Source organism: Streptosporangium sp. G11, from assembly GCF_051192615.1.
Classification (GTDB): domain Bacteria; phylum Actinomycetota; class Actinomycetes; order Streptosporangiales; family Streptosporangiaceae; genus Streptosporangium.
Genome location: NZ_JBPJUQ010000138.1, coordinates 1 through 11,878, shown reverse-complemented (window position 1 = coordinate 11,878; position 11,878 = coordinate 1). Strand labels below are relative to the sequence as shown.

Genomic DNA, 11,878 nt, shown 5'->3' with positions numbered 1-11,878 from the left:
ACGTCCAGTTGAAGGACTTCATTAGGCGATGTCTGCATAGACGATCAGCTTAGGGCTGGCGCCTTCGACTACCTGGGCGCGCTGTTGCATCGTCCTCTGTCTTCTGCTCTGCCATAGAACGACCTCACGATCACCTCTCAAACACTCACTTAGAGGCGGTCAGGGCGGCGGAGCTGCCGTCGAGGGCGGTGCGGGCGATGAACGTCTGGTCGGGCTGGTCAAGCAGGACGCCGGCCAGCTATTCGTAGGGGCCCGCGTCCGCGTTCCCCATTCCAGCCCCAGAAAGCAGGGCAAATGGAGGGCGCCATCGTTTTCTGACGTCACTTGGCCTAACCCTCAGAAGCACGCTGTTGGGCCGGACGAGTCTTGACGTCCCCTTACCCGGACGAGTCTTGAAGTTCCCTTACCGCGTCACGACATTGGTTGTATGGCCGAGCTACGCAACTCGACGCGCGAGATTCGCAAAGCGACCTACGTGCCAATCACACTGCAGCCCGAGCCCGGCGAAAAGCCGGCGCCGCAGCCGTTGCGGGCGCTCGACAAGGTCGCGTTCCTGCGAGCGCTGGCCGTCACCCCCGCCGAGCTGCGTGACATCACCACCCGCGGGATGCGGGTACCGGTGGCGCTTGCCGCGGCCGTGACCGGGCTGGCTGCCGACCCGCCCACGGCCTCGACGCTACGGCACGCGCCGGCGCTGGCCGGTGTCGATGTGGAGACGATCCGCGGCCTCGCCGCCGCTGTTACGACCCTGCGCCGCGAGCACGACGCGGCCGTGACAGCCGTGCTGCACGAGATTGTCACCGCTGACGCCGCGCCGAGGTCGGCCGGCCTCGTGAAACGGTTGCTCGACGCGGTCCGGCACGGCCGGGCCTTGCCGTGGTCCACCGCGCGAGCGGCGATCCCGGTCGTGCTGCCGTCCGCGGCGGTGTTGGTGACGGCGGTTCACCAGGCTGTCGCGGCGCACGACGAGCGGATCGTGCTGCTGCGCGCCCTGGGCTACGACGTCGAGCACCCGCGGCCGCCGCAGCGCGGCATCCGCACCGCCACGCTCCGCGACGCGTTCGACGCGCGGATGGCCCTCGAGCCCGTCGGCCGGCTGCACCTGGAACGACTGGAGATGTCGCCCGCGGGGATCGAGAGGGGCGAGCTCGTCGCCTCGGTGCCGCTGGCGCCGCGGGAGACCGTCAACATCAGCCACCAGGAGTGGGCGACGGGCTCCGAGGAGTTCGAGAAGATCGTCCAGGACGTGTTCGAGGAGTACAGCGAGCAGGGTGTCGCGGAGAAGAAGGAGCTATCGCAGGCCACTGACTCGCAGCGGCAGCACGCGACGGCGTTCACGCTGTCCGGCAGTTACTCCTACGCTGGCCAGGCCAGGGTCACCGTCGGCTACCGCCGGTCGTCGGAGGACACCCAGGCGGTGAAGGACAGCAGCCGGGAGAGCAAGGACCTCACCGCGAAGGCGTCGGCCCGGACCATAACCGACCATAAGACCAGCTTCACCGTGCGGTCGGCCTACGGCACACGCGACGAGACCGTCCGGCGCATCCGCAACCCCAGCGAGACCGACGTGATGCGGCTGGACTACTACCAGATGATGCGCCGCTGGCGGGTCGACCTGCTGCGCTACGACGTGCGACTGACCTACGACCTCGTGATCCCCGCGCCCGGCGCCGAGCTGACCGGTGTGCTTGACGAAATCGCCGACATTGACGAGACGCTAGCCAAGCCGTTCACGTTCGACGTGCAGCCCGCCGACATCGACGAGACGACGTGGGAGCAGCTCGCGGCGACCTACGGCGGCCGGGTCTCGCCGCCTCCGCTGGACCCGCCCCCGCTGCCGCACCACGAGCCGGTGCCGTGGCGCAGCAAGAGTGAGTCAAAGACGCCGTTGATCCAGACGCTGCAGATCCCGATTGGCGATGACCTCGAGGTTGCCGTGCCATCGACGTTCCATTCCTGGTTCGGCCACCACAACAAGAAGGTGTATGTAAGTGTGGTGGGCGAGGTGATGTCCTACCACATCAGCACCGACGACAACGTCCGCAACCGGTCGTGGTGCGACCTCACCGGGCTGATCGGTAAGACGGGCGACGTGCCAATCACCTACGAACATCGATACGCGTCGCATGTCGGCATCACCATCGAACTGACACTGCGCGTGACGCAGGCGGCGAGGGACCGCTGGCGCCACGAGACCTGGCAGATCCTGCACGACGCCGCCGAGGAGCACTACTTCCAGACCCGCCAGGTGTTCGCCGACCGGCGCGAGCAGTTGCTGGCCGGGCTCCGCGGCTGGGACGCGTTGACGCTGCGCCAGCTCGAACGTGAGGCGATCATGAAGGGGGTGCTGCGCTGGATCCTCGGCCCCGGCTTCACGTTCGGCCCGCCCGGCGTCATCACGACGCTCGGCGAGGAGGTCGTCCCCACGGCCGAGAACTGGCTGCCGGTCCTGGAGTACGGCGAGTTCGCCAAGTTCGTGCACCAGGCCGTCGAGTGGGAGAATGTGTTGTTCTTTCTCTATCCCTACTTCTGGGACGAGCGGCCCCAGACCGCAGACGAGCAGCCCCAGACCGCAGACAGGCGGCTGCTGCTGCAGCATCCCGACGCTCGGCACCGCGAGTTTCTGCGCGCTGGCAGCGCCCGGGTGGTGCTCACCGTACGGCCCGGCTTCGAGGCCGAGTTCACCCGCCTCATGGAGACCGGACTGCTCACCCCCGACTTAGGGGACACGTCTCCGTACATCACGATCGCGGAGGAGACCGCGAACTTCGCCCGCACCAACTACCCGGGCATTCCCCCGGCCAATCGGGAGCGCAACTACCGGCCTCTGCTCGCGCCGCAGCAGCGTGCGGCGTGGCGGGACATGCAGCGACTGATATTCCTGCTCGACGCGGTCGCCGAGGTCGACGGCCGATACCCCGACGCAGCCGGGTGGTTCAACCGGGTCCGCGAACATGCGGCGGTCCTTCAGGGCGCGGGAATCCTCGACGCCGATGGCAAGCTGTGGGACCCCTCCTCCCTGTCGGCCACTGACCCGTGGGGGCACACCTGGCGCTACTCCCGCCCGGGTTTACTTGCCGACTACGACCTAGCCACGTTCGGAGCCAACGGGGCCGAGGGCGGCGAGGACCTCGATGCCGACATCACCAGCTGGGCGGAGGCGTCGCTGATCGCGCGCTGGTACGAGTACACCCCGACCGGCGCGATGGACGTCTCGATCAACACCGACCTCGACGGCCTCGGCTGACCCGGCCATGACGGCGGCGTCCCCTCCGGCGCGGGTTGTATTTGTGCCCGGGATCATGGGGACTGCGCTGACCCATGTCGCGCCGCCGCGGCGCACAGTCGGCGAGTGGTCGCGCCGGTGGTTGCCGTGGGTGGAGCTGCTCCGCGGGGAGCGCTACGTGCTATGGGGCCGCAACGAGATGCTGTTGTCCGTCCCCGACGAGGACTACTTCTTCCGCCTGCTCACCGACACTGACGGCCGCACTAACCCCGGTGGCGTGCGGGTATTCCCGGGCGACCCGACGACGGTCATGGATTCCCCGCTGACCCGCATCTCCGACATCCATGACATGCCCGGCATCCGTTACATCCCCGGCATCCGTCATATGATCGGCCTTCTGGATATTCCCGACGTTGTGCCCTACGACGATTTCCTGCTGCAGCTGAAGTGGCGGCAACCGCAGCTGGACCTGCGCGTGTTCGGATACGACTGGCGGCTATCCAACACGCACAACGCCTTGAAGCTGCGCAACTTCCTTTACGAGCAGTGGGGCATGGATTCCCCACCCAAGGACAAGCGCGAACGGGTCAGCATCGTGGCGCACAGCATGGGCGGGCTGGTAGCCCGCTCGTTCATCGAGTCACCGCAGTGGCATGGCCACTGCTTCGTCAAGCAGCTGATCACGGTGGCCACCCCACACCTGGGCTCGCCTGCGGTTTACAACCTCATGACCGGGATGGCGCCGTTTTGGCTGCTGCCGGTGCCAGAGACGCTGCTAAGCCGGCGCCACCAGCAGGAGCTGTCGCTGCGGCTGGACTCGCTGGCCGAAATGCTGCCGATCTACGACTTCGTTACCCGCACGGACGGATCGCGCGTTCCGTGGTGGGACACGCTGTCCGACCTGATCCTGTACCGCTATCCCGAGTACGGTCGCGGCCCCCAGGATGTCGAGGCCCTGTCGGTCGTGTGGGCCTTCCGAAAGACCCTCGTCCCCGAAGAGGATCTGCAAGCGTGGCTGGCCTGGCGACGGGTGCGCTACCTGTTCCTCGGCGGGCGCGGGCTACCGACGCCGATGGGAACGGTCCTTCCGTCCCGAGGCGGGCGGGCGCAGCCCGACCTGAACCTGCACGGCGACGGGACGGTGCCCTACCACAGCGCACTCGCGTTTGGCTCGAACGCTCGCCGCCCTCGAAAGTCCTGCGACACCGCCGCCGCCGCGCTGACGCTCAGCCGCGGGATGACCACCCAGCACCCCCCGCTGCACAACACTGACTGGCTGGCGCGCAAGGCTTTCGACGCTTTCGACACTGACAAACGGTTCCCGGACGCACTCACCAACCCAAAACAGATCCGCCACAACGACGCCCTGAAGATCGCCAACGTGGAAACCGAGATCGCCGGGCGGCTCGACCCCAGCGCCGATGCGCTCCCCGAGCAGCCGAGCTGGGGTGCGCTCATCAAGGTCGGCCGCGCACTCGGCATCGCCACCCGACGCCAGCTCAAGCCCGGCGTGGTGTGCGCGGCCGTGCTGCGGCTGAGCCCCGGCGAGCGGCCGCCGCTGGCCTACGTCGTGCGCCACTGCACGCTCGACCATCGACCGATGCTGCCGGGGCTGCAAGGCCAGCCCTGCGAGTGCCTGGCCGACCGGCTACCCAAGACGTTCCCCGACGTCTACCCCGGCCGGGACGGCGCGCGTGGCGCCTACCCGCGCCGGTATCTGCTGCTGGACCGCCAGGTCGACGCGAAGGGGAACCACCTGGGCGGGGGCGCAGTGCTGCTCGACGAACACCCCGCCGAGGACGAGCTGTTCGTCGTCACCTGGAACACCGGCGAGATGATCGAGTCGCACCTGAAGAGCAACGAGCATCACGCCGAGGCGCATCTGGTCGGCTGGTGGAAGAGCCAGGACGAGGAATGGCAAGCCCGACTGGTATCGGTCGACATCACCGTGACGCGGAGCCCCTGCGTGTTGTGCTGTGGCGACCTGCTCAGGCTCACCGGCACCGGGCGCGACGCGGGCGTCGAGGCAGCGACAGTGGCCTGGCGAGACCTGTACCGCGGCGGCCGCGATGGCGGCGGCGCCACCGACGCCGCCGCGCTACGAGGGCTCACCAAGAACACACCGTGGAAGATCATGCCGCGACGGGTCGACACGGTCGACTACCCGTCGAGGTGGCCATGACGGGGCCGTGGTGCACTCTTCAGGGGATCCCGGTAGCAACGGCGGAAAATCCAACGAATATCGCTCCGCCGGCGTCGATGTGAAGCACCCCAGCGAGGTCAGCGGCATCCTCGGCCCGGCCCGCTAGGGGTCCCGGTAGTAATCGTGGAAAATCCAACGAATATACCCCTGACCTGCTCTGATGTGAGGGCATCGCATGGCTGGTATGCCGGTTGGTGGGCGCAGCGGGCTGGGGCGAGGGTGCCGCTGACCTCGCCGGATGCTCCACTTCGACGCTGACGAAGCGATATCCGTTGGATTTTCCGCCGTTACTACCGGGACCCCCGCTACGCCCACCAACCGGCACACCAGCCCTGCGACGCCCTCACATCAGAGCAGGTCAGGGGTATATTCGTTGGATTTTCCACGATTACTACCGTGACCCCATGGGCCGTCGAGCACGTCGGGCTCGACCACGTCCGCCGACCACTGGCGAACAGTGGCCGCCGGCTCTCGATCTCACCGACATTTCCGAACGAGGAAGATCACCATGTGGCTCTCAAAGTCGTCGACATCTGGCTCTCGAAATCAGTGACGTAGCCATACTTTGCCTCTGGTGACGCCGACCCGAGTGGAGGGCCTACCGGCGCGGCCTATGCAAGGCGAAGATTGAAGCTCGGGCGCTTCGGCGTGCCGGCCTGGACCCCCGAGGAGCCCCATGAGCAAAGAGCAAAGGCGGATCTTCTTCAACATCATCTTCATAACGGTGTGTTTGGGAGGGCTTGCCGCCTACCTCGCGTTTGGCGAAGACAGCCCAAAGTGGGCCATTCTGGTAATTACACTCATCGTCATCTTCTGGGTGCAATTTTGGTGGAACAGTCGGAACCACTCCCTCGTGGAGCCGAAGAAGTTCGCCGAGCTTTACGAAGCAGCCAAGGCCCTGCCGGTGGAGACGGAACTCGCCGCCGACGGAACGCTGCTCACGCGGCACAAGCACCCTCCGTTGAAGATAGTCATCAGCAGGGCGCGGAAAGCAGACATAGAAGAGGCGCTCACCGAGCTGTATGACGGGCAGGCGGTCAGCACGGTGCCGTCAGACCTGATCATCCTCACTGCTCCGGGCTTGGTGTCATGTCGACGCGTCATACAGACGGTCCGTAGAGACGCGGACGGCGGAGTGAAAATGGATCGCGTCCAGGACCCGGGGTCGTCGCTTCGGCAGCTCCGATTCGCTCGTAGAACCCGCGTTTGGTTGGTCACCGAAGCCGAGTTGGACGAGCTGACCGAACAACTACAGCGCGCCCGCCCCGCGTAACGTTCCCCACTAAGGAATAACCTCTGAGTTCCCGAGTGTCTCTCCCGGTCATCCAGCCCCAGGACCAGGATGTTCCATGTGTAGAGCACGTCACTCTGGCGATTGAGGAGATCTCGGAATCGGTGAAGCTTTTCCCTCGTCGCTGAGGCTTTTGTAGCGGCGGTGAAGTCGAGGAGTCGCGTGCTGGCCCCGGTCGAGGGCGGCTCGGCCCGGGTGCTGAGTGCCGCGCTGACAGAGAACGCCTGCTCACGCGGGGTGGCTCCGTACATCAGCTCAGGCACCCCGGCCGTTCGCCGGGCCAGGCCGACCGCCGTCGCCGGGTTCCTGGACGCCGCCCGGTGTCGCTCCGGAACCGGCTGACCGCGAACGGCCTTGGGTTCCGGCGAACCCAAGGGTGCATAACCTCACAGACCACCCCAACGGCCCGGTCTCGACTCTTGGGTTCGCGGGAACTCTGGGCTTTCCAGGCCCTCCACTCGGGTCCGTGCGATGAGCCCCAAAGTAACCGTGAGTGATCACAATTACGGTTGGCCAGTATCCCCGCCCAGCTCATGGGCGGTTTCGGCGGTGGCCACCAACACGAGGTAACCCCTCTGGAAGGGACGCGCCGGATCAGTCCTCGCCGAACATGGCTGACAGCCCGTTCAGCATCTGCAGCAGGATGTCGACGTTGCCGATCGCGGTCACCAGGCACTCGCGGGCCGCCTCGATCTCGGCGACGTGTTCGGTCACCGTCTCGGCGTCGGGTACCTGCCCGGAGCCGATGACGCCCAGCAGCCGCTGCAGGCCTTCGGCGGCGTGCGCGGCCGCCAGCGGGATCGGCCCGGTGAGGGGTCTTGGGCGACCAGCCGCAAGGGGCCGGCCACCCGTAGCGCCTGCCAGCGCAGGAAGGGGGTGAGCGTGTCGGGGTGGTTGATGACGCCCGCGGTCACCAGCTGCTGGCGGTGTGCGGCCTCCAGGGCTTCAGGGCCGGCTGCGCAGTTCTCGGCGAGCATCGCTTCGATCTGGGCTGCGCCGAGCAGCGCGTTGGCCAGTTGCGCCCGGTAGGGGCCATCTCCGCCGAGCCGGGCCGCCTCCATTGTGTGTTCGGCGATGGTATTGGCTCCGTCGTAGGGGGATCGCCGGGATACGAGCGAAAGGGGCAATGAGCTCCCGAAGCTGCTGGTCAGGCGTCGTTGTCGGCGAGGGCGCGGTAGAGCGAGGCGACTGAGGGGTGCTGGCCGGCGTTCTTGCCGGTTTTGATGGTCAGTTTTTTCACGATGTCGGGCATCGGGGTGCCTTTCTCGCGTAGTGCGCGGGCGAAGAGCACGTCGTCCTCGTCGATCACCTTGGGTCGGCCGCCGTGGTTGCCGCGTGCGGCGGCGGCTTGCTGGCCTTCGAGGGTTTTCTCGCGGATGTAGTCGCGGTCGAGCTGGGCGGCGACGGCGAGTACGGCGAAGAGCATGGAGCCCATGCCGTGCGGGTCGTAGATCCCGGTCAGGGGTCCGGTGAGCAGCTCCAGTTGCACCCCGCCGCCTTGTAGCTGGGAGGAGAGGGTCATCAGCTCGGCGGCGTTGCGGGCGAGGCGTTTCATCTCGTGCACGGTGAGGACGACCGGCTGGTCCGGGGCGGCGGTCTTGATCTCGTGGGCGAGGGTGAGTGCTTTCTCCAGTTCGGGGCGGATCTTGATGCGGGTGCTGATCTTCTCGGAGAACACCCGTGTGCAGTGCGCGGCGGCGAGGGCGTCGAGCTGGCTTTGCAGTTCCTGGGTGGCGGTGGAGCAGCGGGCGTAGCCGATCCGGATCGGCGCCCCGTTCGTTTCCGGCTTCGCTGGGGCGACCTCGGGGCCCTGTGTCCACTTCTTGCTCGGTCCGCGGTCGGCGGGGACGGGCGTGGTGAGTTCGTCCCGTAGCGAGGGCACGAGGATGAACCGTGCGGTGTGGTACTTCGCGGCGGTCTTCCCGGCGCGGGTGCGGCAGGCGCTGCCGGCGGGGACGTCGCATTGCGGGCAGGGGTGGCGTTCGACCGCGGCCGCAGCGTCGTCGGATCCGAGTTGCATGCCGCTAGTCTCGCAGAACTCTGTCAAAACCAAGGGTAGTTGTGAGAGGTGTTGTGCGAATCGCGACCTGCGGATCTTCGGCTCGGATCGGGGTGTTCGCAGAACTGTCACAACTGGTCATTTATGAGAACGCGAAGAGTAACGACACTCACCCAGAGCTACTTTTCATTTGGTCGCGCCGACCCGAGCGGGGGCCCTCAACTGCGCAGCTGCGCGTTGAGCCGTGCGGCCTGTCGCATGAGGTGGTCGCGTTCGGGGAGGTTGGGCGCCGATCGGGCGGCTTCGGCGTAGAGCCGTGCCGCGGTGACCGGGTCACCGTCCCGCTCGTGCAGGTACGCCGCGACGGCGGTGTGGCGGGGCAGGGCGGGGTCGAGCCCCGCCAGGGCGGCCAGGCCGGCCCGCGGGCCGTCGGCCTCGCCGACCGCGACGGCCCGGTTGAGCCGGGCCACCGGGTTGCCGGTGAGGCGCACCAGCTCGTCGTACCACTCGACGATCTGCACCCAGTCGGTCTCGGCGGCCGTGCGGGCGTCGGCGTGGAGCGCGGCGATGGCGGCCTGGGCCTGGAACTCGCCCAGGCGGTCGCGGGCGAGGGCCGTCTGGAGCACGTCGACGCCCTCGGTGATCAGGCGGGTGTCCCACAGGCCGCGGTCCTGCTCGGCGAGCGGCACGAGCCTGCCGTCGGGGCCGGTCCGTGCCGGGCGCCGTGCGTGGTGGAGCAGCATGAGCGCGAGCAGGCCGGCGACCTCCTCGTGGCCGGTGTCGGCCGCCAGCCGGCGGGTGAGCCGGATGGCCTCGCCGGAGAGGTCGACGTCGCCGGAGTAGCCCTCGTTGAAGACCAGGTAGAGCACGCGCAGCACCGTGGCGACGTCACCGGGCCGGTTGAACCGGACGCCAGAGACGGTCCGCTTGGCCCTGCTGATCCGCTGGGCCATGGTCGCCTCCGGCACGAGGTAGGCCCGGGCGATCTGACGCGTGGTCAGGCCGCCGACCGCGCGCAGCGTGAGCGCGACGGCCGAGGCCGGTGTCAGGGACGGGTGCGCGCACAGGAAGTACAGCTGGAGCGTGTCGTCCGCCACCTCGCCCGGGGCGGGCACGGGCTCGCCCTCGACGCGTACCTCGCGGTGCCGCCGGGAGGTGTCGGCGCGGGCGGCGTCGAGGAACTTGCGCCAGGCCACGGTGACCAGCCAGCCCTTGGGGTCTCGCGGCGGGTCGTCCGGCCACACGCGCACGGCCTCGACCAGGGCGTCCTGCGCGGCGTCCTCGGCCGCCGCGAAGTCGGCCCCGCGACGGACGAGGACACCGATCACCGCGGGCACCAGCTCCCGCAGCAGCGACTCCTTCACTCGGTCACCGTGGGCCGCTCGCCGTAGAACGGGCGCACCTCGAGCCACTCGTGGATCGGCTTGCCACCCGCGCCCGGAGCCGCGGACAACTCACCGGCCAGCTCGAGCGCCCGCTCGTAGGTCTCGACGTCGATCACCATCCAGCCGGCGATCAGGTCCTTGGTCTCCGCGAACGGGCCGTCGGTGACCGGCGGCCGCCCCTTGCCGTCGTAGCGGACGAACGTGCCCTGCGGGGAGAGCGCCTGACTGTCGACGAACTCGCCGGTGCCCTCGAGCCGGGCGGCGAAGTCCCGCATGTACTGCACGTGGGCCGAAACCTCCTCCGGCTCCCACCGCTCCATCGGCACGTCGTTGACCGATGCCGGCGCGCCCCGGTAGTGCTTGAGCAACAGGTACTTGGCCATCATGTTCTCCTTAGTGCGGTACGGCCCATTGTGGCCGTGTTCACTCCAGGGACGGAGCCGCGCGCGGGTTCTCGACATCCCACCGCGACATTTCCTGGCGGACTTCACAGACTCCGCGTACCGCGGTGGGGTTGAGGCGTGGGCGATCCACCCAATGCGAGCGACCGCCCGCCGCTCAGCCGCGCTGACGCTCCTCCCGCTGCCGGACCAGCTCCTCGACCGCGCTCGGCAGAGTCGTCTCGAAGTCGATCAGCTTCGCCCAGTTCGGGGTCACGACGATCCGGACCATGCCGTCGTGGTAGAGCGAACGCACCTCCGCCTCCCACTCGACCCGTTGCTCGGGCGTCATCTCGTAGGTGCTGGTCTCCTGGAGATACTCGTCCGGGATGCCATCGACGAAGTCCAGCTCGGCCCGGCCGCGGATGAGCAAGATCTTGGGCGGGTGCACCTCGGTGTCGATCGTCAGGGCAACCGTCGGGTTGTTGCGCAGGGCCGGGAGCTTCGGCGCGTTCTTCGTAGTGCACATGACGATCTCCGAGCCGTTCCAGGTGAACGCGATCGGGACATTGCGGGGTGTGCCGTCCTTGGCGACGTAGGCCAAGCGGGTCAGGTCGCGGGCCAGCAGTTCCTGGCTGATCGGTCGGTTCAGAACCTCGGTGATTTCGTTCGGTTGCACGGTCATCTCTTTCGTTGTCGTTTTCTTGGTCCGTCCAGCGGATCGTTCTGGTTGGTCGCAGATCGGCCGCGACGGGCTGTTAGCTGAGCTGCTCGGCCAGCGCGACGATGATCCCCTCGGGGCCGCGGACGTAGCAGAGCCGGTAGCTGTCCTCGTACTGGGCCAGCTCACCGACGAGTTCGGCGCCGTGAGTGCGCAGGCGGGCAACGACGTCCTCGATGTCGTCGACGGCGAACATGACGCGATGCATGCCCAGCGTGTTGTGCGGCGGGTTATGCGGTCTGGCGCCGATCGCCGCGGGGGTGTGGTATTTCGCCAGTTCCAGCCGGCCGTGGCCGTCTGGGGTCCGCATCATCGCGATGTCGCAGCGGACGCCGTCGAGTCCGACGGTGCGGTCCGCCCAAAGGCCCTCGATCTGCGCTTTGCCCTCCAGTTCCATGCCGAGTTCTACGAAGAACGTAATGGCAGCCTCAAGGTCGTCGACGACAATGCCGACGTTGTCCATCCGCTGAATCGTCATGGTGGTTCTCCTTCGTCGCGCGGCCCGTCGTGGCCGCTGATGTCCCTGGGACGGAGCCGGCGCCACATTCTCGACACCCGGAGCGTGCTGAGTTCTAGTACTGCAACGGCGCTTGCGCGGTCGCGTCCTCGGAGCGGTGTAAAAGGCTCGACGAGGTAGGTGCCGTGGGTTGATCTTAGGCGGCCTCGGTCGTGG

General features: G+C 67.6%; 9 protein-coding genes and 1 pseudogene. 4 read left to right on the top strand and 6 right to left on the bottom strand.

Going from position 1 to position 11,878, the window contains the following annotated elements:
• The first annotated feature begins 475 nt into the window (after positions 1-475).
• The 4 genes from ACSDR0_RS47035 to ACSDR0_RS47020 all read left to right on the top strand — a co-directional run bounded on the left by ACSDR0_RS47035 (position 476) and on the right by ACSDR0_RS47020 (position 7,062).
• The gene (locus tag ACSDR0_RS47035; RefSeq protein ID WP_435295495.1) at positions 476-3,247 is read left to right on the top strand and encodes a type II secretion system protein GspG; all 2,772 of its coding nucleotides are present in this window, start codon (positions 476-478) and stop codon (positions 3,245-3,247) included.
• A gap of 130 nt (positions 3,248-3,377) precedes the next feature.
• A complete protein-coding gene (locus tag ACSDR0_RS47030; RefSeq protein ID WP_435295494.1) occupies positions 3,378-5,408 on the top strand; it encodes a lipase family alpha/beta hydrolase in 2,031 nt (676 codons plus the stop codon).
• A gap of 697 nt (positions 5,409-6,105) precedes the next feature.
• Positions 6,106-6,702: a hypothetical protein gene (locus ACSDR0_RS47025; protein ID WP_435295493.1), complete on the top strand. Its 597-nt coding sequence runs from the start codon at positions 6,106-6,108 to the stop codon at positions 6,700-6,702.
• Between the two features lie 180 nt (positions 6,703-6,882).
• Positions 6,883-7,062 (top strand): hypothetical protein, encoded by a 180-nt coding sequence (locus ACSDR0_RS47020; protein WP_435295492.1) that lies wholly within the window; start codon positions 6,883-6,885, stop codon positions 7,060-7,062.
• Between the two features lie 252 nt (positions 7,063-7,314).
• Here the strand turns inward: ACSDR0_RS47020 and ACSDR0_RS47015 are convergent.
• The 6 genes and pseudogenes from ACSDR0_RS47015 to ACSDR0_RS46990 form a co-directional block, all read right to left on the bottom strand.
• Positions 7,315-7,781, bottom strand: a pseudogene (locus ACSDR0_RS47015) (DUF6245 family protein).
• A gap of 86 nt (positions 7,782-7,867) precedes the next feature.
• Positions 7,868-8,740, bottom strand: a complete 873-nt coding sequence (locus ACSDR0_RS47010; RefSeq protein WP_435295491.1) for a recombinase family protein — start codon at positions 8,738-8,740, stop codon at positions 7,868-7,870.
• Positions 8,741-8,937: 197 nt separating this feature from the next.
• Positions 8,938-10,083, bottom strand: coding sequence for an RNA polymerase sigma factor (locus ACSDR0_RS47005; RefSeq protein WP_435295490.1), 1,146 nt, complete (start codon positions 10,081-10,083; stop codon positions 8,938-8,940).
• The gene (locus ACSDR0_RS47000; RefSeq protein WP_435295489.1) at positions 10,080-10,487 is read right to left on the bottom strand and encodes a YciI family protein; all 408 of its coding nucleotides are present in this window, start codon (positions 10,485-10,487) and stop codon (positions 10,080-10,082) included. The genes ACSDR0_RS47005 and ACSDR0_RS47000 overlap by 4 nt, the downstream gene beginning before the upstream one ends.
• Positions 10,488-10,662: 175 nt before the next feature.
• Positions 10,663-11,169, bottom strand: coding sequence for a pyridoxamine 5'-phosphate oxidase family protein (locus ACSDR0_RS46995; protein WP_435295488.1), 507 nt, complete (start codon positions 11,167-11,169; stop codon positions 10,663-10,665).
• Between the two features lie 73 nt (positions 11,170-11,242).
• Entirely contained in the window at positions 11,243-11,668 is a 426-nt protein-coding gene (locus tag ACSDR0_RS46990) for a VOC family protein (protein ID WP_435295496.1), read from the bottom strand.
• Positions 11,669-11,878 lie beyond the last annotated feature (210 nt).